Consider the following 25,047-nt stretch of genomic DNA (forward strand, 5'->3'; position numbering starts at 1 on the left):
CCCGGGCGGGAGACCGCGCGACGGACCGGGGGTTCCGTCGTACGGCCTCCCGGGCCGGGCCGCCGGAGTCCCACGGCGGCCCGGCCCCTTCCCGTACGCCTTCCCGCGAGGTCAGCCCACCTCGGCGACCACGAACCCGGGCCGCTCCGGCCCCGCGTCCGCGAGCCGCCCCCCGTCCGGGCCCCAGATCCCGGCCCGGCCGCCGCCCTCGCCGACCTCGCTCGGCCCGAGCGAGTTGCCGAGCGCGACGAAGAGCCCGAAGTCCCGTGCCCGCACCGGGTAGACGGTCTCGAAGGAGTCGTTCCCGCCCTCCAGCATGGAACTGGCCAGGTACACCGCGCAGTCGTCCGCCGCGGCCCGCCCGGCGAGCTCGGGGAAGCGGTTGTCGTAGCAGGTGGCGAGCGCGAACCGGAGCCCGTCGAGGACGAACCGCCCGTCGGCGGTGCCCGCCGTGAAGGTGGTCTGCTCGGGCCCGTCGAAGAGGTGCCGCTTGTCGTAGCGGGCGAGCGTCGTGCCGTCCGGCCCGATCACCAGCGTCGTCAGACCGGGGAGCGGCCCCCCGCCGCGCACCGGCCCGTTGACGACGGCGGCCGTCCCCGCGGCCCGGCAGGCGTCCCGGACGGGCCCGAGGCGCGGGTCGTCCTCGGTCAGAACCAGGGCCGGGTCCTCCCGGATCAGGGCCGTCTCGTAGCCGGTGAGCGACAGCTCCGCGAAGACGACGAGCCGGGCCCCGGCGGCCCCGGCCTCCCGGACCAGACCGGCGACCGTACGGACGTTGGCCTCGACGTCCCCGGCGGCCGGGGCGAACTGGGCGGCGGCGATTCTCATGCCGCCCATGCTCGCAGCACCCGGACGGCGGCGACCCGCGAGGCCCCGCCCCCGGAAAACCGCGGGACTCGCCCGGACGCCGTGACCTACGCTCGCCGGAGCGGTGCCGCGCGCGGTGCCGCAGGGCGCGGGGCCGTGGCAGAGCGGTCGATCGCCTTCCCCGGCCGAGGAGGTCCCCGGAGCCGGGGAAGCAGGGAGTGGCCGCCGGACCTGGCGGTGCGCTCGCGCGGGTTCGAATCCCGTCGGCCCCGCACCCGTCCCCGCTACTCCTCCGCGTCCCCGCGCAGCAGCCGGAGGAAGTCCCGGAAGGCGCCCGGCATGTCGACCGCGGCCGGGTCCAGGAGCCACTGGTACTGGAGGCCGTCCATCATGGCGGTGAGCAGCGGCGCCGCCCGCTCCGGCGTGAGGCCGCCCGGCAGCCGCTCGCCGAACTCCAGGCGCAGCACGTCCGCCATGCCGGCCCGCACCTGCGCGTACCGCTCGGTGAAGAACTCCCGCGCCGGGTGCCCGTCGGTGACGCTCTCGCCGAGCAGCGCGGAGAAGGTCTGCACGATCCCCGGCCGCATCGCGTTGTACTCCACCAGCGAGTCGAGCAGGTCGAGCCGCCAGCCCTCGCGGTCCCGGCCGCCGGTGGTGTCCCAGCGGTCGCGCTCCTCCAGGACGGCGACGAGCAGCGCCTCCTTGGTGGGGAAGTAGTGCAGCAGCCCCTGCTGGGTGAGGCCGACGCGCTCGGCGACGGAGCCCAGGGTGGCGCCCCGGTAGCCGCGCTCGGCGATCACCTCCAGGGCGGCGCGCAGGATCTCCGCGCGGCGCTCCTCGCTCCTGGTCCGTACCATCGCCGGCTCCCTCTCCGCAGGTCCTGTCCCCAGGACCGTACGCCATCCGCCGACCAGGGGAATAACGAAAAGGTAACATCACCTACCGATCTACAGGTAGGTGTGCCCATCATGGCGGCACCAGCACTTCGACGCGGAGGTACCGACGTGAATGAGACGGACGTGAACGAGGACGCCGTGCGCGAGGCGGCCGTCGAGGCCGCGCTCGCCCGGCTCGACCTCGACACCAAGACCCGGCTGCTCGGCGGCCAGGACATGTGGTCGCTGCCCGCCGTCCCGGAGATCGGACTCGCCTCGCTCGTCATGTCCGACGGGCCCATCGGCGTCCGCGGCGTCCGCTGGACCGCCGACGACCCGTCCGTCGCCCTGCCGTCCCCGACCGCCCTCGCCGCCACCTGGGACCCCGCCCTCGCCCGCCGGGCCGGCCGCCTCCTCGCCCAGGAGGCCCGCCGCAAGGGCGTCCACGTGCTGCTCGCCCCCACGGTCAACCTGCACCGCACCCCGCTCGGCGGCCGCCACTTCGAGGCCTACAGCGAGGACCCGTACCTCACCGGCGCCATCGGCACCGGCTACGTCCGGGGCGTCCAGGACGGCGGCGTCGGCACCACCGTCAAGCACTTCGTCGCCAACGACGCCGAGACCGACCGCTTCACCGTCGACAACAGGATCGCCCCGCGCCCGCTGCGCGAGCTCTACCTCGCCCCCTTCGAGGCGATCGTCACCAACGCCCACCCCTGGGGCATCATGACCGCCTACAACCAGGTCAACGGCGTGACGATGACCGAGCACCGCCACCTCGTCAACGAGGTGCTGCGCGGCGAGTGGGGCTTCGACGGCTACAACGTCTCCGACTGGATGGCCGCCCGCTCCACCACCGGCGACATCACCGGCGGCCTCGACGTGGCCATGCCGGGCCCCGCCACCGTCTACGGCGAGCACCTCGCCGCCGCCGTCCGGGCCGGCGAGGTCGACGAGTCCGCCGTCGACGCCGCCGTCCGCAACGTGCTGCGGCTCGCCGCCCGCGTCGGCGCCCTCGAAGGCGCCCCCGCCGCCGTCACCGAGCACCCCGCCCCGATCGACGGCGACGCCCTCGCCCGCGAGGTCGCCCGCCGCGGCTTCGTCCTCGTCCGCAACGAGAACGGCGCGCTGCCCCTGAGGCCCGGCACCGTCGCCCTCTCCGGCGCCGCCGCCCGCGACGCCCGCGTCCTCGGCGGAGGCTCCGCCCAGGTCTTCCCCGAGCACGTCGTCTCCCCGCTCGACGGCCTCACCGCCGCCCTCGCGGCACTTCCCGGCGGGGCATCGCTCACCTACGTGATCGGCGCCGACCCCAGCGACGAACTCGCCCCCGCCGACCAGGGCTTCACCCTCCGCGCGGTCTGCCGCGACGCCGACGGCACCGTCCTCGGCGAGGGCACCCTCCCCAACGGTCAGGTCCAGTGGATCGGCGACGACCTCCCGGCCGGCGTCACCCACGAGACCCTCGCCTCCATCGAGGTCACCGGCGTCTTCACCCCGCGCGAGACCGGCGCCCACGCCTTCGGCACCCGCGGCCTCGGCGCCTTCACCCTCACCGTCGACGGGCGCGAACTCTTCGACGGCGTGCAGGAGATGGGCCCGGAGACCGACCCCTTCGAGGCCTTCTTCGGCTCCCCGGTCGCGCGCGGCACCGTCGAACTCACCGCCGGCGAGACCGTCGAGGTCTCCCTCCGCCACACCCTCGCCAAGGAGTTCGCCGCCCCGCTCCCGGCCGTCATGTTCTCCTTCGTCCACCTCGGTCCCCGCCGGGACCCCGACGAACTGATCGCCGAAGCCGTCGAGGCCGCCCGCGCCGCCGACACCGCCGTCGTGGTCGTCGCCACCACCGAACGCGTCGAGTCCGAGGGCTTCGACCGCAAGGACCTCGCCCTCCCCGGCCGCCAGGACGACCTCGTCCGCGCCGTCGCCGCCGCCAACCCGAACACGGTCGTCGTCGTCAACGCCGGCTCCCCGGTGGAACTCCCGTGGCGCGAGGACGTCGCCGCGATCCTGCTGAGCTGGTTCCCCGGCCAGGAGGGCGGCGACGCCCTCGCCGACGTCCTCACCGGCGCCGAGGAGCCCGGCGGCCGCCTCCCCACCACCTGGCCCGCCGCCCTCGCCGACGTCCCCGTCACCGAGGTCACCCCCACCGACGGCGCCCTCGACTACACCGAGGGCCTGTACATCGGCTACCGCGTCTGGGACCGGACCGGCGCCGTCCCCGCGTACCCCTTCGGCCACGGCCTCGGCTACACCACCTGGTCGTACGACTCCGTCACGGCGACCCCGGAGCGCGTCACCGTCCGGCTCACCAACACCGGCGACCGCCCCGGCCGCGAGACCGTCCAGCTCTACCTCGCCCCGGTCCAGGACACCGCCGAGCGTCCCGCCCGCTGGCTCGCCGCCTTCGCCGGCGTCGAGGCCGCGCCCGGCGAGACCGTCGAGACGGTGATCGAACTCCCGCGCCGCGCCTTCGAGATCTGGGACGAGGAGAAGCACGCCTGGACCCTCGTCCCCGGCCGCTACGAGGTGCACGCCGCCCACTCGCTGGCCGAACCGCGCCTGACCGCCACCGTGGAGCTGTAGGGCGCCCCCGACCGGCCCCGGGGGCGGCGGACCTGACGCCCGCCGCCCCCGGGGCTACTTCCGGGTGATCCTCCGGTACGCCAGCTCGGCGAGCCGCGCCTGCCCGTCACGGCTCGGGTGGAACCAGTCCCAGGTGCTCAGCAGCGACGCGTCGAAACGGAAACCGAAGACCGCGCCGCCGTCGTACCGGCACAGCTCGTCCGCCGCGCAGACCTCCGCGAGCACCTCGTTGTACGCCACCACCCGGTCGCGCACCGCCGTCCGCCGCTCCTTCGCCGTCGCGCCCAGGTCCTCCGGGTCCGCCAGCATCGAGCCGCAGACGCCCAGCTCCCAGACCCGCCGGACCAGCGGGTTCGCCCGGCCGGTGTCCCACAGGCGGTGCAGATCCGGCACGCTCGCCACGTACACCTGCGCCTCCGGGGCGTCCTTCCGCAGCCGGGTGAGCGCCGCCTCGAACGACCGGCGGAAATCCGCCACCGGCGTCATGCCCGCCGGGGTCGGCCGGCAGGCGTCGTTGGCCCCGATCATCACCGTGACCAGCTCGGGCCGCTCCGCCGCCGCCCGCGCCATCTGCTCCGGCAGCGCCGCCACCCGCGCGCCCGTCCGGGCCAGGTTCCAGCTGTTCCCGGCCACCCGGCCGGCGCCGAGCAGCCGCAGCGCCAGGCTGTTCACCGCCGGGTCCGTCCCCGTCGCCCAGGACGCCTCCGGGCAGTCCGCGAGCAGCGAGCAGGCGTCGAAGGCGCGGGTCACGGAGTCGCCGACGGCCGCGACGGACGCGGGGGAGACGTCCCACCGCGAGGTCGGGGCCGGGGCCGGCGCGGTCGACGGGGACGGCTTCCGCGCGGGGGCGGCCTCGCTCCCGGGACCGGGCGACGCACTCGTACACCCCGCGAGCGCGGCGGCCGCGAGCACCGCTCCCACGACGGCGGTACGGATGCGGTGTCGGCCGTACGGCACCGGTCCCCTCCTTCACGCAGACGTCCTGGCGAGTGAAAGCTTCGTGTCCACCCGCCCCCGGACCGACCGTACGTCACCCTGACGACGGCGCGGCACGGTAGCTTTTCCCCCGTCGAACCTGCGGCGCGCCCGCGCCGACCGGCTCCGGTAAATTACATCACGTCACATGCTGTCCCTTTTCAGAAGGTTTGCGGAGTTCTTCGCCTGATGCTGTTTACCGAGGCCGCTGGGAAGGCGAACCTCGTCCCACACTGGAGGTCCCGGTGACGACACGTGGAGTCCTGTACGTACACTCCGCACCGCGCGCGCTCTGCCCGCACGTCGAATGGGCGGTGGGGGGTGTCCTCGGCGCGAGGGCCCAGCTCGACTGGATCCGGCAGCCCGCGGCGCCCGGCACCTGGAGAGCGGAGTTCTCCTGGCAGGGCGAGACCGGCACGGCCTCGAAACTCGCCTCCGCCCTGCGCGGCTGGCAGATGCTCCGCTTCGAGGTGACCGCCGAGCCCTGCCCCACGGCCGAGGGCGAGCGCTACAGCGCCACCCCCGACCTCGGCATCTTCCACGCCGTCACCGGCATGCACGGCGACATCCTCGTCCCCGAGGACCGCCTGCGCGCCGCCCTGGCCCGCGCCGCGCAGGGCGAGACGGTCCTGGAGGCGGAGGTCGCCCGGCTCCTCGGCAAGCCCTGGGACGACGAACTGGAACCCTTCCGCTACGCCGGCGAGGGCGCCCCGGTCCGCTGGCTTCACCAGGTCGTCTGAGCCCGTTCACCCGGCTCGGCTAGCTTCGCGCCCCGAGGCGCGCCGTGCGGCGCGCGGGCGGGGGACGGGCGTTGAGCAATCTGCGGAGGATGGTCGGCGGGGCCGCCGTCCTGCTGGCGGCGACCGCGCTGGGCACCACCCTGGTGCTCCTCGCGGGCTTCGCCTACCAACTGGCCGCCGGCGACGTGACCGTCGCCCTGGCGGCGTGGGCGGCGGGGCTGCTGGCGCTGACGGTGGTCCTCTTCCTCCTCTTCGGCGCGATGCTGCCGGACGAGCCGACGGCCCCCTCCGAGGGCTGGTTCGACGCGCTGACCTTCTGCTTCGTGCTCTTCGGCCTCGTCGTCGGAGGCCCCCTGGGCATCGCCGGCTACGAAGCCCTGCGCCCCGAGACCACAGCGGTGGCACCCCCGCTCACCGAACCCCGCTGACACGAGAACCGGACACACCGAAGGCCCGCCCCCCGAGTGGGGAGCGGGCCTCGCGTGTCGTGCGGGTCAGACCGTGCGGAAGGCCAGGACCACGTTGTGGCCGCCGAAGCCGAAGGAGCTGGCCCCTTCCCCGTGCGCCCCTCGCACCGCTTCGCGGGCTTCGGGACGCTGTGCCGGACTCCGTCCGGCGGACGCGGCGAAGGCCCGCCCCCCGAGTCGGGAAGCGGGCCTCGCGTGTCGTGCGGGTCAGACCGTGCGGAAGGCCAGGACCACGTTGTGGCCGCCGAAGCCGAAGGAGTTGTTGACCGCGGCGATCGAGCCCTCGGGGAGGGCGCGGGGCTCGTCGCGGACGATGTCGGCGTCGACCTCCGGGTCCAGCTCGTCGACGTTGATGGTCGGCGGGGCCAGGCGGTGATGGAGCGCCAGGACCGTCGCGACGGTCTCGATGCCGCCGGCGCCGCCGAGGAGGTGGCCGGTCATCGACTTGGTGGCGGAGACCGCCACGTGGTCGAGGTCGTCGCCGAGGACCTTCCGCAGCGCCTTGATCTCGGCGACGTCGCCCTGCGGCGTCGACGTGGCGTGCGCGTTGAGGTGCACGACCTCGGACGGCTTCAGGTCCGTGGTGTCGAGCAGGTGCTGGAGCGCGGAGGCGATGCCCCGGCCGGTCGGCTCGGGCTGCGCGATGTGGTGGCTGTCGGCCGACAGGCCCTGGCCGATCGCCTCGCAGTAGATCTTCGCGCCGCGGGCCTTGGCGTGCGCCTCGGACTCCAGGATCACGACGCCGGCGCCCTCGCCGAGCACGAAGCCGTCGCGGCCGGTGTCGTAGGGGCGCGAGGCCTTCGTCGGCTCGTCGTTGTTCTTCGACATCGCCATCATGTTGGCGAAGGCGGCGATGGGCAGCGGGTGGATCGCGGCCTCGGTGCCACCGGCGACGACCACGTCGGCACGGCCGCTGCGGATCATCTCGATGGCGTAGCCGATCGCCTCGGCGCCCGACGCGCAGGCGGAGACGGGGGTGTGGACGCCGGCGCGGGCGTTCACCTCCAGGCCCACGTTCGCGGAGGGGCCGTTCGGCATCAGCATGGGCACGGTGTGCGGGGAGACGCGGCGGACGCCCTTCTCCTTGAGCACGTCGTACTGGTCGAGCAGGGTCGTGACACCACCGATGCCGGAGGCGATCACGGAACCGAGCCGCTCGGGGGCGATGGCGGCGTCCTCGCCGGCGGGGGCGGTGAAGCCCGCGTCGGCCCACGCCTCACGCGCCGCGATCAGCGCGAACTGCGCCGAGCGGTCCAGCTTGCGGGCGAGCGGGCGGGGCAGTACCTCACCCGGGTCGACCGCGGCGAACGCGGCGATCTGGACGGGAAGTTCGGCGAAGCGCTCGCCCTCCAGCGGCCTGACGCCGGAGCGTCCCGCCAGGAGACCTTCCCAGGTCGTCGCGGAGTCGCCACCCAGCGGTGTGGTTGCGCCGATACCGGTGACGACCACGGTGTGATTGGTCGAGCTCACAGGAATTCGTTCTCCATGTGTGTGATGGTCGAAAGACGGCGCCACCGCCGGGTGGCGGACCGAGTCAGCGGGGACCGGGCCCGGTGGGGCCTGGTCCACCAAGGCCGAATCAGGCCTGGTGCTTGAGGATGTAGGAGACGGCGTCGCCGACGGTCTTGAGGTCCTTGACGTCACCGTCGGGGATCTTGACGTCGAAGCGCTCCTCGGCGGCGACGACGACCTCGACCATGGACAGGGAGTCGACGTCCAGGTCGTCGGTGAAGGACTTGTCCATCTCGACGTCCTCGACCGGGATGCCGGCGATCTCGTTCACGATCTCGGCGAGACCCTTGACGATGTCTTCCTGGGTGTGAGCCATAGTGGCGCTCCTTCTTGCGATTACTTCGGTAAAGGGAGACTTCCGGGAGGGGTCCCGGTCGCCTAGGGGAGAGTAACGACCGTCGCGGCGAAGACGAGACCCGCCCCGAAGCCGATGATGAGCGCCGTGTCGCCGCTCTTGGCCTGTCCGGTCGCCAGGAGCCGCTCCATCGCGAGCGGGATCGAGGCGGCGGAGGTGTTGCCGGTGGTCTCGACGTCACGGGCGACCGTGACGTGCTCCGGCAGCTTGAGGGTCTTCACCATCGAGTCGATGATCCGCATGTTGGCCTGGTGCGGGATGAAGACGTCCAGGTCGTCCGCGGTGATCCCGGCCGCGTCCAGGGCCTGCTGGGCGACCTTCGCCATCTCGAAGACGGCCCAGCGGAAGACCGCCTGGCCCTCCTGCGTGATGGCGGGGAACTTGATCTCGCCGGCCTCGTTGAGGGGAAGCTTCGTGACGTCGCCGATGTGGAACTCGTTCCACGGCACGGTCTGCTTGATGGTCTCCGACTTGTCGCCCTCGGAACCCCAGACGGTGGGGCCGATGTGCGGCACGTCGGAGGGGCCGACCACGACCGCGCCGGCGCCGTCGCCGAACAGGAAGGCCGTCGCGCGGTCCTCCAGGTCCGTCAGGTCGCTCAGCCGCTCCACGCCGATCACCAGGACGTACTCGGCCGAGCCCTCGACGATCATGCCCTTGGCGAGCGTCAGGCCGTAGCCGAAGCCCGCGCAGCCCGCGGAGATGTCGAACGCGGCCGGCTTCCCGGCCCCGATCTTGTCGGCGATCTCGGTGGCGACGGCCGGGGTCTGCTTGAAGTGCGAGACCGTCGAGACGACGACGGCACCGATCTGCTCGGGAGCGATCCCGGCCGCGGCGATCGCCTTGCCGGACGCCTCCACGGACATCGCGGTGACGGTCTCCTCGGGCGAGGCCCAGTGGCGGGTGGCGATGCCCGAGCGCGAGCGGATCCACTCGTCGGACGAGTCGATCTTCTCGAGGATCACCTCGTTGGGCACGACCCGGGCCGGGCGGAAACCGCCGACGCCCATGATCCGCGCGTACGGGGCGCCCTTGCTGGGCTTGATCTTCGACATGCTTCTCGACACTCCTCGTCAGACGGCCGTGTGCTCGGCGACGAGCGTACGGGCCGCATCCAGGTCGTCGGGCGTCTTGAGGGCCACGGTGGCGACCCCCGGCAGCGCGCGCTTGGCGATGCCGGTGAGCGTGCCGCCCGGGCAGGCCTCGATCAGCGCGGTGGCGCCCAGCGCCTGGAAGGTCTCCATGCACAGGTCCCAGCGGACCGGGTTGGCGACCTGGCCGACCAGCCGGGCGAGGACCTCGGTGCCGGTGGCGACGGCCTGTCCGTCCTTGTTGGAGACGTACGTCACCTTCGGATCGGCCGGGGTCAGCTCCTTCGCGGCCTGCTCCAGGGTGGCGACCGCGGGGGCCATGTGGTGCGTGTGGAAGGCGCCGGCGACCTTGAGCGGGACGACCCGGCGGACGCCCTCGGGCTTGTCCTCGGCCAGGGCGGCCAGCTGCTCCAGCGTGCCGGCGGCCACGATCTGGCCCGCGCCGTTCACGTTGGCCGGGGTCAGGCCCAGCTTCTCCAGGTGCGGGACGGTCACCTCGGGGTCGCCGCCGAGCAGCGCCGACATGCCGGTCGGGGCGATCGCGGCCGCGTCGGCCATCGCCAGACCACGGGTCCGTACGAGACGGAGCGCGGCGGTGTCGTCGAGGACGCCCGCGAAGGCGGCGGCGGTGAACTCGCCGACGCTGTGGCCGGCGACCACGCCGGGGCGGAGGTCGTCGCCGAGGGCGGCGGCGGAGAGCAGGCCGGCCGCGACGAGCAGCGGCTGGGCCACGGCGGTGTCGCGGATCTCGTCCGCGTCCGCCTTCGTGCCGTAGTGGACGAGGTCGAGCCCGATGGCGTCCGACCATGCCGCGAGGCGGTCGGCGGCACCGGGGAGTTCGAGCCAGGGAGTCAGGAAGCCGGGCGTCTGAGCGCCTTGGCCGGGAGCGACGAGTACGAGCACCCTCACACTCTCTCTTGCGGACGGTGTCCGGCGCCCGTGGGGACTAGGACGAAGAACCGTCGGGGTAATTGTCGGTGTTCGACAAAAGTCTAGGACTGGCCCTCCGCCTCGGCCAAGCGTCCGAGGATCAGCGCGATCCGCAGGGTGAAGGCGGAACGGACGTCGGAGGGTGACCAACCGGTGACGTCGGTCACACGTCGAAGCCGGTAGCGCACGGTGTTCGGGTGGACGAACAGCATCCTCGCCGCGCCTTCGAGGCTACTGGCCTGCTCCAGGTAGACACTCAGAGTTTCCAGAAGGGCCGAGCCCGCTTCCTCCAGCGGTCTGTAGATCTCCTCCACCAGCTGTTCACGCGCCGAAGGGTCGGAGGCGATCGCGCGTTCCGGCAGGAGATCGTCCGCGAGCACCGGCCGGGGCGCGTCCTGCCACGCCGTGCACGCCTTGAGCCCCGCCGCCGCGGCCTGCGCGGAACGGGTCGCCGCCAGCAGGTCGGGCACCACGGGACCGGCCACCACCGGCCCCGCCGCGTACGGCCCGAGCAGCGCCTTCGCCACGCCGAGCGGATTGTCGGAGCCGCCCGCGATCACCACGAGCCGGTTGCCGAGCACCCCCGTGAGGACCTGGAGCTTGGCGTGCCGGGCGGCCCGCCGGATCGCCTCCACGGTCAGCTCGCTGTCGCCGTCCGGGGCGGTGCCGAGCACCACGCACACGTGGTCCGGCGAGTTCCAGCCGAGCGCGGCGGCCCGGGACACGGCGCCCTCGTCGGCCTCGCCCGACAGCACCGCGTTCACCACCAGCGACTCCAGGCGCGCGTCCCAGGCGCCCCGCGCCTCCGCCGCCTGCGCGTACACCTGCGCGGTCGCGAAGGCGATCTCCCGCGCGTACACGAGCAGCGCCTCGCGCAGCACCGACTCGTCGCCGGGCGCGGCGACGTCCTCGATCGCCACCTCCATGACCTCGATGGTCGTCCGGACCATCTCCACGGTCTGCCGCAGGGTGATCGCCCTGGTCAGCTCGCGCGGCGCCGTCCCGAAGACGTCGGTGGAGATCGCCTGCGGGGTCTCCGGGTGGCGGAACCACTCGGTGAACGCGGCGATACCGGCCTGCGCGACCAGTCCGATCCACGAGCGGTTCTCTGGCGGCATCGCCCGGTACCACGGCAGCGTCTCGTCCATGCGGGCGATGGCGTTCGCGGCCAGCCGCCCGGAGGACTGTTCGAGGCGCTTCAGGGTCGCGGGGTGCGGATGAGCGGCGTTCGTGGGTTCAGACACGGGACAAGACTGCCTCATCCGGGCGCGGACGTGCGGGGTCGGGGCGGTTTCGCCACGACGGGCCCCGCTACCGTACGGGGGATGATCCGCATCCAGCGCGCGTCCGACCGCTATCCGGGCGGCGACCCCGCGGCCGGCGTCGAGACCCGGCACGCCTTCTCCTTCGGGGCGCACTACGACCCCGACAACCTCCGCTTCGGGCCCCTCCTCGCCGTCAACGAGGAGCGCCTCGCCCCCGGCGCGGGCTTCGACGAGCACGCCCACGCGCACACGGAGATCGTGACCTGGGTGGTCGAGGGCGAGCTCACCCACCGGGACACCACCGGCCACGAGACGCTGGTCCGCCCCGGCGACCTCCAGCACCTCTCCTCGGCGGCCGGCGTCCGCCACGTGGAGCGCAACGCGGGCGAGGCCCCGCTGACCTTCGTCCAGATGTGGCTGGCGCCCCTGGAGCCGGGCGGCTCACCCTCGTACGAGCTGGTCCGCGGCCTGGACGGCCCGTACCCCGTCCCGGCGGCGGGGGCCACGCTCCACGTCCACCGGCTGGCGGCGGGGGAGGAGGCCGGCCTCCCGGCGGCCGGGACCCTCTACCTCCACGTGGTCCGGGGCACGGTCGCCCTGGCGGGCGAGGAGCTGGCGCGCGGGGACGCGGCACGCGTCACGGACGCGGCGGGGCAGACGCTCCGGGCGGCCTCCGACGCGGAGGCACTGGTCTGGGCGTCGGAGGTCTGAGGCCCTTCAACGGACCGCGCTCTTCGCCTTCCAGTCGGCCCAGGACAGGTTCCACGCCCCGTACCCGTTGCCCTCCGCGACGACCCCCTTCGTGTCGCCGCCGCGGATCTCGAACGGGTCCCCGACGTTCACGCTCGCGTAGAAGGACTTCGCGTCGGCGGTGCTCATCCCGATGCAGCCGGAGCTCTTGTTCGCGACCCCGAAGTTCCCCGCGTTCCACGGCGCCGCGTGCGCGTACATCCCCGACCACGTCAGCCGCATCGAGTAGTCGACCATCTTGTCGTACGCGTCGCCGAGGCCGACCGTCTCGGAGTTCATCCGGATCGTCCCCTCCTTGGCCATGAGCACGGCCGTCCCCCGCCACGACCGCTTGTCGCCGCCCGGCGTCCCGCCCGAGACGGGAATGGTCCGCACCGTCCGCCCGTCCTCGACCAGGGACAGCCGCTTGGTGTCCAGGTCCACCTTCACGACCTGCGCCGCGCCGACGGTGAACCCGGTCCGGTAGTCGCGGACGAACCAGCCGTCGCCGGAGTCCGTGCCGTTGAGGTCCGCCTCCAGCGTGACCTTCGTGCCGGGCTTCCAGTACTCCCGGGGCCGCCAGTCGACGCGGTCGCGCCCGGAGTAGTCGGTGACCCAGCCCCACGAGCCCTCGGTGCCGTTGGACGTCTTCACCTTCAACTGCCGTTCCACGTCCGCCTTCCGCGTCACCGGCCGGTCGAAGACGATCGACAGCGGCTGCCCGATGCCGACGGTCGTGTTCTTCCCGGGCGCCAGCGTCAGCTTGTTGACCCGGTCCGCCTTCTCCGTGGTGAAGGCGGACCTCGTCGTCGTCTCCTTCCCGCCGGCGCCCCGCGAGACGACCTCGACGGTGTACGAGGCGCCCGGCGCCGCCTTGCGGTCCGAGGTCCAGCGGGCCCCGCCCGCCGCGGACTTCCCGGCGAGCCGCCCGCCGTCCGCGTCCGTGACCGTCACCGACGCGATCGTCCCGCCGTCCGCCGTCACGGTCACCTGCTTCCCGGCCTCGGGCTTCGCCACGGTCACCCGCGCGGGCGCCCCGTCCTTCGCGGCTCCGCCCGACGGGGCGGCCGAGGAGCCCGGGCCGCTCGCCGCCTGGGCCGTGCAGGCGGTGAGGGAGACGGCGAGGGCGACGGCGGCAAGGGCGGGCCGGGACGTGCGTATCGGCGGCACGGAGCACCTCCGGAAGAGGAGAGAAAAGGGTGGGATGCCCGGACTCTAGGCCGCCCGGGAGCCCCTCCGCCCCGCCGGAGGCCCATGTGACGGGCGCTGATGGAAAACGGTCATCGTCCCGTCACACACGCCGCGCGGACCCGTCTCATCCGGCTGTGAGCCTGCTGTGCGCCGCGCCACCGAGGGGCGGCCGAACCAAGGAGGCTCCCGTTGTGTCAGCGCTGCTCGTGACGCCCGCACCCGTGAAGCGCCGCCCCGCCGCCGCGCCGTCGCCCGCCGGACCGCTCCGGCTCGGCCCCGTCTCCCCGGAGGCGTACCGCGCCTTCCTCGCGGCCCGTGCCGACGGCGCGGACGGCCCCAGCTTCCTCCAACTCCCCGCCTGGGCCGAGGTGAAGGAGGGGTGGAGCCATCAACTCATAGGCTGGGGGACGGAGTCGGGCGAGCTCACCGGCGTCGCCCTCGTCCTGCTCCGGACCTTCCCCGGCACCCGCAAGCACTTCGCCTACCTCCCCGAGGGGCCGGTCGCCGACTGGGCCGACCCGGACCTCGACCGCTGGCTCGACCCGCTCCTCGCCCATCTGAAGGCCTCCGGCGTCTTCGCCGTACGCATCGGGCCCGGGCCCGCCCACCGCCGCTGGACCGCCGCCACCGTCAAGGCCGCCACCGGGCCCGGCCGCCGGCTCGGCGACGTCCTCGCCGACGAGGTCGACCCGCTCGGCACCGCCGTCGCCGAACGGCTCCGCGCCCGCGGCTGGAAGCGCTGCGGCGGCGACTCCGAGGACGGCGCCGACGCCCAGCCCCGCCACGTCTTCCAGGTCCCGCTCACCGGCCGCACCCCCGACGACCTGTGGTCCGGCCTCAACCAGGAGTGGCGGCGCAACGTCCGCAAGGCCCGCAAGTCCGGCGTCGAGATCACCGTCGGCTCCGCCGCCGACCTGCCGGAGTTCCACCGCCTGCTGAAGATCACCGAGGAGCGCGACGGCTTCCGCCTCGGCCGCTCCCTCGCCTACTACGAGCGCCAGTACGCCGTCCTCAACGCCGAGCACGCGGGCCGGATGAAGCTCTACCTCGCCCGCCACGAGGGCGAGATCCTGGCCGCCCACACCATGATCACCGTCGGCCGGCGGGTCTGGTACCAGACCGGCGCCTCCGCCGACCACCGCCGCGAGGTCCGCCCCTCCAACGCCCTCCAGTGGCGGATGCTGCTCGACGCCCACGCCCTCGGGGCCGACGTCTACGACCTCCGCGGGGTACCCTCCACCCTCGATCCGGACGACCGCGCCCACGGGCTGCTGCGCTGGAAGCTCGGCACGGGCGGACAGGTCGTCGAGACGCTGGGGGAGTGGGAGACACCGATGCACGGCACGACCAACCAGGCGCTGTACCGCGCCTTCCAGGCCTACCTGAACCGCCGATGAGCGCCGGCACGACCCTCGCCCCGCCCGCGCCGTCCCGGCGCAAGCCCGCGTCCGCGCTGCGCAGCGGAGCCCTCATGGCGGCCGGCTCGCTCGTCTCCCGCGCCACCGGCTTCGTCCGCGCCGCCGTCGTCGCCGCCGCGCTCGGCGCGGGCCTGGTCGCCGACGGCTACGCGGTGGGCAACTCCGTCCCCACCATCGTCTACATGCTGCTCCTCGGCGGCGCCCTCAACGCCGTCTTCGTGCCCGAGCTGGTCAAGGCCGCCAAGGAGCACGAGGACGGCGGCGCCGCCTACACCGACCGCCTCCTCACCCTCTGCGGCCTCGCCCTCGCCGTCCTCACCGCCGGCGCCGTCCTCGCCGCGCCCGCGCTCGTCGACGGCTACACCGACTACACGGGCTCCCAGCGGGACCTGACGATCGCCTTCACGCGCGCGTGCCTCCCGCAGATCCTCTTCCTCGGCCTCTTCACCCTCCTCGGGCAGGTCCTCAACGCCCGCGGCCGCTTCGGCGCCATGATGTGGACCCCGGTCCTCAACAACGTCGTGGTCGTCGCCGTCTTCGGCCTCTTCCTGGCGGTGAGCGACGGCGGCGGACTCACCCCCGGCGAGACCGCGCTCCTCGGCTGGGGCACCACCGCCGGCATCGCCGTCCAGGCCCTCGCCCTGCTGCCCTCGCTGCGCGCCGCCCGCTTCCGCTTCCGGCCCCGCTTCGACTGGCGCGGCAGCGGCCTCACCGCCCCGCTGCGCGCCGCCGGCTGGCTCGTCCTCCTCGTCCTGACCAACCAGGCCGCCTACTGGGTCACCACCTGGGTCGCCACCTCCGCCGGCGAGGACACGGCCGGAGGCTCGGGCCTCGCCGCGTACAACAACGCCTATCTGCTGTGGGCCGTCCCGCACGGCATCGTCACCGTCTCCCTGGTCACCGCCCTCATGCCCCGGATGAGCGGCGCCGCCGCCGACGGCGACCTCGCCGCCGTCCGCCGCGACGTCGGCTACGCCCAGCGCACCACGGCCGCCGCCGTCGTCCCCGCCGCCTGCGCCCTCTTCGCCCTCGCCGCACCGCTGATGTCGGTCGTCTTCGGGTACGGGGCGACCGACGCCGCCGACGTCCGCGCCATGGCCTGGACGCTGACCGCCCTCGCCCCCGGCCTGGTCGCCCTCTCCGGGCAGTACGTCTGCACCCGCGCCTTCTACGCGCTCCGCGACACCCGCACCCCCTTCCTGCTCAACCTGGTGATCGCCGGGCTCAACGCGGCGCTCTCCCTCGCCGCGTACCACTGGCTGCCCACCTACTGGATCGTCACCGGCATGGCCGCCGGCTACTCGCTCGCCCTCTGGGCGGGCTGGGCGCTCACCGCGTACGTCCTGCGCCGCCGCCTGCCCGCGGCCGGAGACGACGGCACCGGCACCGGCCTCGGCAGGCTGCTGCTCGCCGCCGTCCCCGCCGCCGGCTACGGCCTCTTCGCCGCCGACGAAACCGCCTCCGCCGGAGCCGTCGTCTCCGGTCTCGCGGGCGCCGCCGCCGTCCTCGGCTCCTTCGTCCTGCTCGCCGGGCCGCTGCGCCTCACCGAGGTCTCCGCCCTGCTCAAGACCGCCACCGGCCGGCTCACCCGCCGGTCCTGACCCCAGGGGCTCCCCTCCCGCGGGGGCCTCCACCGACCTTGGGATACTCCACGAATGCCTCGCGTGCTCCTCATCGAAGACGACCCCTCGGTCCGCGAAGGCGTCGAGCTCGGGCTCCGGCGCCGCGGGCACGAGGTGCGCACCGCCGCCACCGGGGAGGCCGGGCTCGCCGCCCTCGGCGAGTTCCGCCCCGACCTGCTGCTGCTCGACCTGATGCTGCCCGGCATGAACGGCGTCCAGGTCTGCCGCCGGGTCCGCGAGGACAGCCAGCTCCCGATCATCATGCTGACCGCCCGGGGCGACGACTTCGACGTCGTCATCGGCCTGGAGGCGGGCGCCGACGACTACATCGTCAAACCCGCCCGCACCGAGGTCATCGAGGCCCGCATCCGGGCCGTGCTGCGCCGCATCGAGGAGCCCGGCGGCGGCCGTCCCGCCGTCGAGCACCACGGCGCCCTCGCCGTCGACCGGGCCGGTCTCACCGTCGCCAAGAACGGCGAGCGCCTCGCCCTCGCCCCCTCCGAGCTGAAGCTGCTGCTCCACCTCACCGCCGCCCCCGAGCAGGTCTTCAGCCGCCAGCAGCTCCTGGAGCACGTCTGGGAGCACAACTACCACGGCGACGCCCGCCTGGTGGACGCCTGCGTGCGCCGCCTCCGCGCCAAGATCGAGGACACCCCCGGGGACCCCCGCTACATCCAGACCCTGCGCGGCTTCGGCTACCGCTTCGGACCCCTGTGAAGGCCTGCGTCCCCGGCGAGGAGCCGGGCACGGGACACGCACCGGGCACGGGACACGCACTGGGGACGACTGCGTACGACCCCGGGACGACGGCGTACGAACCCGCCGCCGGGCCCGCGTACGGCACCGCCCGGGAGACCGCCGTCCGGGAGCCCGAGGCCCGGCCCGAGGAGACCGGTGACGGAGCCGGCCGGCCGCGCGGCCGCCGCCGGGTCCGGACGCGGGGGCGCAGGCCCCGGCCGTTCGGGCTGCGGACGCGGCTGGTCTTCGCGTTCCTGCTCGTCGCGGCCGTCGGCTGCGGCACCACCGCCGCGCTCACCTACCGGGCCGCCCGCAGCGCCATCCTGGAGCAGACGCAGAACACCGCCGTCTCCGCCTTCCGCCAGCAGGTCGAGGACCTCAACATCAGCCTGCCCCTCGACGAGGGCTCGCTCCGCGACCGGCTCCTCCACATCGCCCGGCAGGGCAAGCCGCGCCCCTGGCGGGTCTACGCCGAGTACGGCACCCTCCGCGTCTCCTCCACCGACCGCCCCACCTCCTCCGTCCTCACCCCGGAGCTGCGGGCCCGCGCCCACGCGCGCGAGGCGACCCCGCACACCGGCTTCCAGCGCGTGGTCACGAACGGCACCCCCTATCTGACGATCGCCGTCCCCGCCGTCTTCCTCACCCAGGCCGGCGGCGAGCCGCAGCCCACCGGCCTCGTCCTGTACGCCGTGATGGAACTGCGCGAGGACGAGGCCAACATCGAGGCCCTCGTCACCGCCGCCCGCGACGGCGCCCTGCCCGCCCTCGCCATCGCCCTGATCCCGGCCCTGATCGCCGCCCGCGGCGTCCTGCGCCCGGTCCGCGAACTCCGCCACGCCGCCGCCAGCATGGGCCGGGGCCGGCTCGACACCCGCATCCACGCCAAGGGCAGCGACGAACTCGCCGACCTGGCACGCACCTTCAACGAGTCCGCCGCCGAACTGGAGCGCTCCGTCACCGAACTGCGCCGCGCCGAGGCCCGCGCCCGCCGCTTCGCCTCCGACGTCTCGCACGAACTGCGCACCCCGCTCGCCGGGATGCTCGCCGTCACCGAGGTCCTCGACGAGGACGCCGGCGCCCTCGACAGCGACACGGCCCGCGCCGTCCGGCTGATCAGCGCCGAGACCGTCAAGCTCGCCGTGCTCGTCGAGGACCTGATGGAGATCTCCCGCTTCGACGCCCGCGCCGCCGAGCTCCACACCGACGAGGTCGACGTCGCCGACTGCGTCCGCAAGACCCTGAGCAGCCGGCACTGGACGGACCCCGAGCAGGTCCACGCGGTCCTCGGGGAGGGCATCAGGGCCCGGCTCGACCCCCGCCGCTTCGACGTCGTCGTCGCCAACCTGGTCGGGAACGCGCTGCGGCACGGCCGCGCGCTCGTCACCGTCCGGGTGTACGTCGACTGCGGCTCCACGCTCGTCGTCCAGGTCTCCGACCGGGGCCCCGGCATCCACCCGGACGTCCTGCCGCACGTCTTCGAGCGCTTCTACAAGGCCGACCCGGCCCGCGCCCGCTCGGCCGGCAGCGGCCTCGGCCTGGCGATCACCCAGGAGAACGTCCGGCTGCACGGCGGCACCGTCGGGGCCGCCAACCACCCGGCGGGCGGCGCGGTGTTCACGGTCAGGATCCCGCTGTGAGGCGCCGCACGACGCTGGGCGCGCTCCTCGCCGCCCTGCCGCTGGCCGCCGGCTGCGGCATCCAGGGCAGCGACGTCGTGGAGGCGGGCGGCGCCCCGACCGTCGTCGTCCAGCCGATCCCCGAGAGCCGGATGCTGCTCTACTTCCTCGGCCCCCACGGGGAGCCGATGCCGGTCTCCCGGGACACCGGCCTGACCTTCGTGCCCCTCCCCGAGAAGACCCGGCCGGAGGGCGGCTCCGGCGCGGACGACGCGTCCACGGAGGGGACCGGCCGCAGCTTCGAGTCCTCCGACGACGACCCCCCGTACGGCTCCGCCCCGGCCACCATGAAGGTGCTCTCCGCCCTGCTCGCGGGGCCCGGCGGCGCCGAGTTCCAGGCGGGCATCACCACCGAGCTGCCCCAGAGCGACGAGCTGATCCGCGTCGAGTCCGAGCTCGCGGGCGGGATCCGGCTGCGCACCCCCTTCCCGGCGCGGGAGCTGTCGCGGGGCGCGGTCGTCCAGCTGGTGTGCACGGCCGCCCACGCCGTGGACCGCGCCGGCACGCTCCCGGTGACCGTCCAGGGCCCGGACGGCGCCCTCCCGGCCACCACCTGTGAGGCCGCGGCCGGCTGAGGCGGCGGTAGGTGTCGTGGGTCAGCGCCGCAGGTCGGCGAGGACCGCGTCCGTGAACGGCGTCCACGCCTCGATCGCCCACGGCCCGAAGGCCCGGTCGGTGAGCGCCACACAGGCGGCGCGGACGTCCGGGTCGATCCACAGGAACGTGCCGGACTGGCCGAAGTGGCCGAAGGTGCGCGGCGAGGAGGTGGTGCCGGTCCAGTGCGGCGACTTGGCGCCCCGGATCTCGAAGCCGAGCCCCCAGTCGTTGGGCCGCTGGTGCCCGTAGCCGGGCAGGATGCCGGTGAGCCCGGGGTACGTGACGGTCATCGCGTCCAGAACCGTGCGGGCGTCGAGCAGCCGGGGGGCCTGCACCTCGGCCGCGAACCGCACCAGGTCGTCCACGGTCGACACCGCGTCCTTGGCGGGGGAGCCCTCCAGGGTGGTGGCGGTCATGCCCAGCGGCGCCAGGACCGCCTGGTGCAGGTAGTCGGCGAAGGGGATGTCGGTGGCCTTGGCGACCAGATCGCCCAGGACCTCGAAGCCGGTGTTGGAGTAGATCCGGCGGGTGCCCGGCGCGGCCTGGACCCGGTTCTCGTCGAAGGCGAGCCCGGAGGTGTGGGCGAGCAGGTGCCGCACGGTCGCGCCCTCGGGCCCGGCCGGCTCGTCGAGGTCGATCGCCCCCTCCTCGTACGCGACGAGGACCGCGTACGCCGCCAGCGGCTTGGTCACCGAGGCGAGCGGGAAGCGCTGCCCGGTCGGGCCGTGGCTCCCGGCCACCGTGCCGTCCGCGCGGACCACGGCCGTCGCCGCGGTGGGGACGGGCCAGTTCTCTGTCGCCGCCAGGCTGGGCACGCTGCTGCTCTCCATGGGGCCGAGCCTACTTGCTTGGAGTGCGCTCCAACCTTTTAGCGTGGGGGCATGAGCGCGATCGAGAGCACCCCCCGGCCGCCGGCCACCCGCAAGGACCGCTACACGATCAGCGAGGTCGCCGCCCTGACCGGACTCACCGCGCACACCCTGCGCTGGTACGAGCGGATCGGCCTCATGCCGCACGTCGACCGGTCGCACACCGGGCAGCGCCGCTTCACCGAGCGGGACCTCTCCTGGCTGGACTTCGTCGGCAAGCTCCGGCTGACCGGGATGCCGGTCGCGGACATGGTCCGCTACGCCGAACTGGTCCGGGAGGGCGAGCACACCCACGGGGAGCGCCGGGCCCTCCTGGAGGCCACCCGCCGGGACGTGCTGACCCGGATCGAGGAGCTCCGGTCGACGCTCGCCGTGCTCGACCTCAAGATCGACCACTACGGAACCATCTGCGGAGGTACTCCCTCATGACCGAGACGACCGACAGGACCGGCGGGACCCGCGGGACCGGGAAGATCGACACCGTACGGCTCGGGCCCGGCCAGGACGGGCCGGAGACCGGCGTCCAGGGCTTCGGCGCCATGGGCATCAGCGAGTTCTACGGCGCCACCGACGAGGCCGCCGCCCGCGACACCCTCGACGCGGCCCTGGAGGCCGGCGTCACCCTGATCGACACCGCCGACATCTACGGCAGCGGGGCCAACGAGGAGTTCCTCGCCCCCTTCGTCGCCGCGCACCGCGACGAGATCGTCCTCGCCACCAAGTTCGCCATCGAGCGCGACCCGGAGCGGCCCGCCCACCGGGGCGTCCGCAACGACCGCGCCTACATCCGGCAGGCCGTCGAGGGCAGTCTGCGCCGCCTCGGCACCGACACCATCGACCTCTACTACATGCACCGCCGCGACCCGGCCGTGCCGCTCGCCGAGTCCGTCGGCGCGATGGCCGAACTGGTCGCCGAGGGCAAGGTCCGCCACCTCGGCCTGAGCGAGGTCACCGGGCCCGAGCTGCGGGAGGCCTTCGCGGTCCACCCGATCACCGCCCTCCAGTCGGAGTGGTCGCTCTTCTCCCGGGACGTCGAGCGCTCCGCCGTGGCCGCCGCCGCCGACCTGGGCGTCACCTTCGTCCCGTACTCGCCGCTCGGCCGGGGCTTCCTCACCGGCGCCTTCGCGGACGCCGGCAAGGACCTCTCGGACAGCGACTTCCGCCGCCACCAGCCCCGCTTCACCGGCGAGAACGCCGAGCGGAACGCGGCCCTCCTGGACCCGGTCCGGAAGATCGCCGCCGCCCACGGGGCGACCCCCGCGCAGATCGCCCTCGCCTGGGTCCAGCAGCGCGCCGCCGTCCACGGCCTGACGGTCGTCCCCATCCCCGGCACCCGCAAGCGGTCCCGCCTGGAGGAGAACGCCGCCGCCACCCGCATCACCCTCACCACCGCCGAACTCGCCGCCCTGGAACCCCTCGCGGGCCTGGTCGCCGGCGACCGCTACCCGGACATGAGCTTCACCTCCGTCGCCCGCGAGCTCTGACACCCGGTCCCCGGGCCTCACGCCAGGCCCAGGGCGAAGACCGCGAACCCCGCCGCGAGCACGCCCGCGAGGGTGCGGCGGGCCGGGCCGGTGCGCGCCCACGGCGACTCGAAGCCGCGCGCGTACCGGCCGATCAGCACGAGGAGTCCGGCGAAGACCGGCATCCAGGCCAGCCGGGCCAGGATCCAGCCGGCCGAGTCCGGCGCCCCGACGAGACCGGGCACCTCGCCCAGGTACGAGGCGGGGACCGCCGCCGCGAGCATCGCGGTCTGGTGCCAGCACAGGATCGTCATCGCCGACAGGTTGATCACGACCACCGGTGCCCACAGCGCGGGCCGCCGCAGCCACCGGCCGAGCCGGTCCCGCAGCAGGATCGCGGCGCCGCTCTGGAGCGCGGCGAGCGCCAGGACGAGCAGCGACGGCGGGTGCGAGTTGGTGCGGGCCTCGCCGGGCACGCCGACCATCGACGCCGGGTAGCCGAAGACGAGCAGCAGCGCGGCGAAGAGCGCCGCCCCGCCGAGCAGCAGCCCCCAGGCGTGCCGGCGGCGCACCCGCCCCTCGCCCCAGGCGGTGCCGAGCTGGTACGCGAAGAGCCACCCCGGCAGGATGTTCAGCAGGCTCAGCCAGGACGGCACGGCGTCGGCGTACGGGCCGTACCGCAGGAAGTCCACGACGGCGACCGAGCCGAGCAGCGGGGCCGCCGCCCACACCCCGAACCGGCGCGCGGCCCGCACGCACAGCGGGGTCAGCGCCGTCACCACCGTGTACACCCCGACGAACCACAGCGGCTGGATCACCAGCGTGGACGCCGTCCGCAGGGTGTCCACCGGCACCCCGAACCCGTGGTGGAGCAGCGGCAGCAGCGCCGCCCACACCGCCGTCACCCCGAGCACCGGCCGGCCGAGCCGGGCGAGCCGCCCGCCGAGCCAGGCGCGGACGGTGCCGGTCCGGCGGCGGAAGGAGAGGGCGGAGGCGTAGCCGCCGACCAGGAAGAAGATCCCCAGCATCTGGAGGATCCAGCTCGCCGGGGCGAGCGCGCCGAAGGCCGCGAGCGGCGAGGCGTTGTGGATCGCGCCGTCGGCGGAGAGCGTGAACCCGCCGAGCAGCCAGTGCCCGGTGGGCACGGCGAGCAGCGCGAGCGCCCGCAGCCCGTCCACGGCCCGGTCGCGGTGGGCCGGGGTGCCGGCCTCGATCTTCCGGACGAGGGCCTGCACGGGCGCGAGGGCCTTCAGGGGGGCGCTCGCCCGCACGGGAGCGGGTGCCTGCACGCGCGTGGGGGTCTTCATCGGACGTCCCCCTCGGCGATCGCGGCGAAGGCGCGCAGCGAGGAGGTCCCGGGCGCGAAGTAGCCGTCGTGGCCGTCCGCGTCGCCCGCCGGCACGGCCCGCGCGCCGAACTCCGGTGCCGTGGGATCGGCGCCGTGCCCGTACCCGCCCACCGACACGTACGGCACCCGGTCGATCCAGTCCGTCGGGTCCTTCGCCGCCCACACCCGGGCCGTGGTCCGCAGCGCCGCCGCGTTCTCCGCCCGCATGCCGGGGGAGCCGAACACCACCAGGTCCTTGGCCTTCAGCCCCTGCGCGGCGAGCCCGCAGACCACGGAGCCGTAGCTGTGGCAGAACAGGGACGGCTCGGGGCGCACCCCGGCGGCCCGCAGCCCCTCCGCGAAGCGGGTGAGGCGCTCGGCGCCCGCCTCCGCCAGGTCGCCGGCGGCGGCGTCGAGTCCGACGCCGAGCGGGGTGGTGTAGCCGGCCCAGGCGACGACGGCGGTCCGCCCGCCGGTGGCCCCGCGCAGGGCGGTGGCCTTCCGGGTGAGGGAGTCCATCCGCCCGGCGTCGACGTCCGAGCCCGGCACCAGCACCGCCACCCGCTCGGCCGTCGCCAGGTCCCCGTAGACCAGGACCGTCTGCCCCCGGCCCCGGGAGTCGTGCGCCAGGACCCGAGCCCCGGGGTAGCGGCCGGGCACGACCCGGGAGTTGGCCTCGTAGCGCAGCTCCAGCGGCGCCCCGTCCAGGTTCCCGACCACCGTCGGGTGCGTCCGGACGAGCCGCTGCCGCTCCTCGGGGCCGAGGCCGGCGAAGAAGCGGGCGATCCCGGCCGGGTCCGTCCGCTCCGGGTCCGGCAGCCCGGCCGCCCGCCACTCGGCGGTCCCCGGCGGCGGCCCGGTGACCGGCTCCTGCGCGGTCCCGGACGCCCAGCCCGCCGTCCCCGCCACGACCGCCGTCACCATGACGGCGGTCACCAGGCTCCTCGTGATCCGGCCCATGCCCGTCCTCCCTCTCTCGTCGTCGGCGAGAGGAAGGTAGGAAGACGGTGGGTGACGGCACGTCACACCGGGGAGCCAACTCCCGTGCCATACCGGGGTAGGGGGTGGACGAGGAGACCGCCCCCGGCGGGGGGTGGGGCTAGCCCCCGGGGGTCACCAGGCCCGACTCGTAGGCGAAGACCACCGCTTGCGCGCGATCCCGCAGGTCGAGCTTGGCGAGCACCCGCCCGATGTGGGTCTTCACGGTCTGCTCGGCGAGCACGAGCCGCTCCGCGATCTCCTGGTTGGAGAGCCCCCGGGCGATCAGTTCGAGTACCTCGGTCTCACGTGGTGTCAGACCGTTGAGCCGCAGCGCCGTCACGTCCTTGCGGGCGGCGGGGCGGGTCGCGGCGAAGTCGGCGATGAGCCGCCGGGTCACGGACGGCGCGAGCAGCGCGTCGCCCGCCGCGACCACCCGCACGGCGGCGATGAGGTCGGCGGGCGGCGCGTCCTTGAGCAGGAACCCGGACGCCCCGGCGCGCAGCGCCTCGTACACGTAGTCGTCGACGTCGAAGGTGGTCAGCATCAGCACCTTGGGCCGGTGCACCACCCCGGCCGGCGGGTGCAGGATCTCCCGGGCCGCGGCCAGCCCGTCCAGCTCCGGCATCCGTACGTCCATCAGCACCACGTCGGGGTGGACGGCCCGCGCCACCTCGACGCCCTGCCGCCCGTCCGGCGCCTCCCCGACCACGTCGATGTCGGCCTGGGCGGCGAGGAGCGCGGCGAACCCCGCCCGCACCATGGCCTGGTCGTCCACGATGATCACCCGAATGGTCACACGACACCCTTGCTTGTGAGACGTCCCCCTGCACGGC

General features: G+C 74.3%; 24 protein-coding genes. 11 read left to right on the forward strand and 13 right to left on the reverse strand.

Going from position 1 to position 25,047, the window contains the following annotated elements:
- Positions 1 to 111: 111 nt before the first annotated feature.
- Both ABZ621_RS20460 and ABZ621_RS20465 read right to left on the reverse strand, forming a co-directional pair.
- Positions 112 to 828 (reverse strand): carbon-nitrogen hydrolase family protein, encoded by a 717-nt coding sequence (locus ABZ621_RS20460; protein ID WP_360606414.1) that lies wholly within the window; start codon positions 826 to 828, stop codon positions 112 to 114.
- A gap of 263 nt (positions 829 to 1,091) precedes the next feature.
- A complete protein-coding gene (locus tag ABZ621_RS20465) occupies positions 1,092 to 1,664 on the reverse strand; it encodes a TetR/AcrR family transcriptional regulator (RefSeq protein WP_360606416.1) in 573 nt (190 codons plus the stop codon).
- Between the two features lie 147 nt (positions 1,665 to 1,811).
- Here ABZ621_RS20465 and ABZ621_RS20470 point away from each other — a divergent pair, with 147 nt between their 5' ends.
- Positions 1,812 to 4,265, forward strand: coding sequence for a glycoside hydrolase family 3 C-terminal domain-containing protein (locus ABZ621_RS20470; RefSeq protein ID WP_360606418.1), 2,454 nt, complete (start codon positions 1,812 to 1,814; stop codon positions 4,263 to 4,265).
- A 54-nt stretch (positions 4,266 to 4,319) separates the two neighbouring features.
- On the opposite strand, the gene ABZ621_RS20475 is transcribed toward ABZ621_RS20470, so the two are convergent.
- On the reverse strand, positions 4,320 to 5,222 hold the full coding sequence (locus ABZ621_RS20475; RefSeq protein ID WP_360606420.1) for an SGNH/GDSL hydrolase family protein: 903 nt from the start codon (positions 5,220 to 5,222) through the stop codon (positions 4,320 to 4,322).
- A 263-nt stretch (positions 5,223 to 5,485) separates the two neighbouring features.
- On the opposite strand from ABZ621_RS20475, the gene ABZ621_RS20480 reads away from it, so the two are divergent.
- Both ABZ621_RS20480 and ABZ621_RS20485 read left to right on the forward strand, forming a co-directional pair.
- Entirely contained in the window at positions 5,486 to 5,980 is a 495-nt protein-coding gene (locus ABZ621_RS20480; protein ID WP_360606422.1) for a DUF3145 domain-containing protein, read from the forward strand.
- A gap of 71 nt (positions 5,981 to 6,051) precedes the next feature.
- The gene (locus ABZ621_RS20485) at positions 6,052 to 6,408 is read left to right on the forward strand and encodes a hypothetical protein (protein ID WP_360606424.1); all 357 of its coding nucleotides are present in this window, start codon (positions 6,052 to 6,054) and stop codon (positions 6,406 to 6,408) included.
- A gap of 246 nt (positions 6,409 to 6,654) precedes the next feature.
- Here ABZ621_RS20485 and ABZ621_RS20490 read toward each other — a convergent pair whose 3' ends face one another.
- The 5 genes from ABZ621_RS20490 to ABZ621_RS20510 form a co-directional block, all read right to left on the reverse strand.
- Complete coding sequence (locus ABZ621_RS20490) at positions 6,655 to 7,917, reverse strand: beta-ketoacyl-[acyl-carrier-protein] synthase family protein (RefSeq protein ID WP_360606426.1); 1,263 nt, start codon at positions 7,915 to 7,917, stop codon at positions 6,655 to 6,657.
- 109 nt (positions 7,918 to 8,026) lie between these two features.
- Positions 8,027 to 8,275, reverse strand: coding sequence for an acyl carrier protein (locus ABZ621_RS20495; RefSeq protein WP_360606428.1), 249 nt, complete (start codon positions 8,273 to 8,275; stop codon positions 8,027 to 8,029).
- 62 nt (positions 8,276 to 8,337) lie between these two features.
- Positions 8,338 to 9,369, reverse strand: coding sequence for a ketoacyl-ACP synthase III (locus ABZ621_RS20500; RefSeq protein WP_360606430.1), 1,032 nt, complete (start codon positions 9,367 to 9,369; stop codon positions 8,338 to 8,340).
- 18 nt (positions 9,370 to 9,387) lie between these two features.
- Complete coding sequence (locus ABZ621_RS20505) at positions 9,388 to 10,308, reverse strand: ACP S-malonyltransferase (protein WP_360606432.1); 921 nt, start codon at positions 10,306 to 10,308, stop codon at positions 9,388 to 9,390.
- Between the two features lie 89 nt (positions 10,309 to 10,397).
- The gene (locus ABZ621_RS20510) at positions 10,398 to 11,579 is read right to left on the reverse strand and encodes a helix-turn-helix domain-containing protein (RefSeq protein WP_360606434.1); all 1,182 of its coding nucleotides are present in this window, start codon (positions 11,577 to 11,579) and stop codon (positions 10,398 to 10,400) included.
- An 81-nt stretch (positions 11,580 to 11,660) separates the two neighbouring features.
- Here ABZ621_RS20510 and ABZ621_RS20515 point away from each other — a divergent pair, with 81 nt between their 5' ends.
- On the forward strand, positions 11,661 to 12,311 hold the full coding sequence (locus tag ABZ621_RS20515) for a pirin family protein (protein WP_360606436.1): 651 nt from the start codon (positions 11,661 to 11,663) through the stop codon (positions 12,309 to 12,311).
- A gap of 6 nt (positions 12,312 to 12,317) precedes the next feature.
- On the opposite strand, the gene ABZ621_RS20520 is transcribed toward ABZ621_RS20515, so the two are convergent.
- Positions 12,318 to 13,499 (reverse strand): Ig-like domain-containing protein, encoded by a 1,182-nt coding sequence (locus tag ABZ621_RS20520; RefSeq protein WP_360606438.1) that lies wholly within the window; start codon positions 13,497 to 13,499, stop codon positions 12,318 to 12,320.
- Positions 13,500 to 13,741: 242 nt separating this feature from the next.
- On the opposite strand from ABZ621_RS20520, the gene ABZ621_RS20525 reads away from it, so the two are divergent.
- From ABZ621_RS20525 to ABZ621_RS20545, 5 genes are all read left to right on the forward strand, one after another.
- Positions 13,742 to 14,917, forward strand: coding sequence for a peptidoglycan bridge formation glycyltransferase FemA/FemB family protein (locus tag ABZ621_RS20525; protein WP_360606560.1), 1,176 nt, complete (start codon positions 13,742 to 13,744; stop codon positions 14,915 to 14,917).
- Positions 14,914 to 16,539 (forward strand): murein biosynthesis integral membrane protein MurJ, encoded by a 1,626-nt coding sequence (gene murJ / locus ABZ621_RS20530; protein WP_360606440.1) that lies wholly within the window; start codon positions 14,914 to 14,916, stop codon positions 16,537 to 16,539. The genes ABZ621_RS20525 and murJ overlap by 4 nt, the downstream gene beginning before the upstream one ends.
- 54 nt (positions 16,540 to 16,593) lie before the next feature.
- The gene (locus ABZ621_RS20535; protein WP_360606442.1) at positions 16,594 to 17,277 is read left to right on the forward strand and encodes a response regulator transcription factor; all 684 of its coding nucleotides are present in this window, start codon (positions 16,594 to 16,596) and stop codon (positions 17,275 to 17,277) included.
- A gap of 248 nt (positions 17,278 to 17,525) precedes the next feature.
- Positions 17,526 to 18,938: a HAMP domain-containing sensor histidine kinase gene (locus ABZ621_RS20540; RefSeq protein WP_360606562.1), complete on the forward strand. Its 1,413-nt coding sequence runs from the start codon at positions 17,526 to 17,528 to the stop codon at positions 18,936 to 18,938.
- The gene (locus ABZ621_RS20545) at positions 18,935 to 19,552 is read left to right on the forward strand and encodes a hypothetical protein (RefSeq protein ID WP_360606444.1); all 618 of its coding nucleotides are present in this window, start codon (positions 18,935 to 18,937) and stop codon (positions 19,550 to 19,552) included. The genes ABZ621_RS20540 and ABZ621_RS20545 overlap by 4 nt, the downstream gene beginning before the upstream one ends.
- A gap of 21 nt (positions 19,553 to 19,573) precedes the next feature.
- On the opposite strand, the gene ABZ621_RS20550 is transcribed toward ABZ621_RS20545, so the two are convergent.
- Positions 19,574 to 20,404: a serine hydrolase domain-containing protein gene (locus ABZ621_RS20550; RefSeq protein ID WP_360606446.1), complete on the reverse strand. Its 831-nt coding sequence runs from the start codon at positions 20,402 to 20,404 to the stop codon at positions 19,574 to 19,576.
- A 51-nt stretch (positions 20,405 to 20,455) separates the two neighbouring features.
- Between ABZ621_RS20550 and ABZ621_RS20555 the strand changes: the two genes are divergently transcribed.
- Together ABZ621_RS20555 and ABZ621_RS20560 are read left to right on the forward strand one after the other, a co-directional pair.
- Positions 20,456 to 20,872 (forward strand): MerR family transcriptional regulator, encoded by a 417-nt coding sequence (locus tag ABZ621_RS20555; protein ID WP_360606448.1) that lies wholly within the window; start codon positions 20,456 to 20,458, stop codon positions 20,870 to 20,872.
- The gene (locus ABZ621_RS20560) at positions 20,869 to 21,927 is read left to right on the forward strand and encodes an aldo/keto reductase (RefSeq protein ID WP_360606450.1); all 1,059 of its coding nucleotides are present in this window, start codon (positions 20,869 to 20,871) and stop codon (positions 21,925 to 21,927) included. The genes ABZ621_RS20555 and ABZ621_RS20560 overlap by 4 nt, the downstream gene beginning before the upstream one ends.
- A 17-nt stretch (positions 21,928 to 21,944) precedes the next feature.
- On the opposite strand, the gene ABZ621_RS20565 is transcribed toward ABZ621_RS20560, so the two are convergent.
- From ABZ621_RS20565 to ABZ621_RS20575, 3 genes are all read right to left on the reverse strand, one after another.
- Positions 21,945 to 23,141, reverse strand: a complete 1,197-nt coding sequence (locus ABZ621_RS20565) for an acyltransferase (protein WP_360606564.1) — start codon at positions 23,139 to 23,141, stop codon at positions 21,945 to 21,947.
- 68 nt (positions 23,142 to 23,209) lie between these two features.
- Positions 23,210 to 24,193 carry an alpha/beta hydrolase gene (locus ABZ621_RS20570; RefSeq protein WP_360606452.1) on the reverse strand — a complete coding sequence of 328 codons (984 nt, stop codon included), beginning with the start codon at positions 24,191 to 24,193 and terminating at the stop codon, positions 23,210 to 23,212.
- Between the two features lie 139 nt (positions 24,194 to 24,332).
- On the reverse strand, positions 24,333 to 25,010 hold the full coding sequence (locus tag ABZ621_RS20575) for a response regulator transcription factor (RefSeq protein WP_360606454.1): 678 nt from the start codon (positions 25,008 to 25,010) through the stop codon (positions 24,333 to 24,335).
- Positions 25,011 to 25,047 lie beyond the last annotated feature (37 nt).

The sequence above is a fragment of the Streptomyces sp. NPDC007863 genome, from assembly GCF_040633895.1.
Taxonomy (GTDB): Bacteria; Actinomycetota; Actinomycetes; order Streptomycetales; family Streptomycetaceae; genus Streptomyces.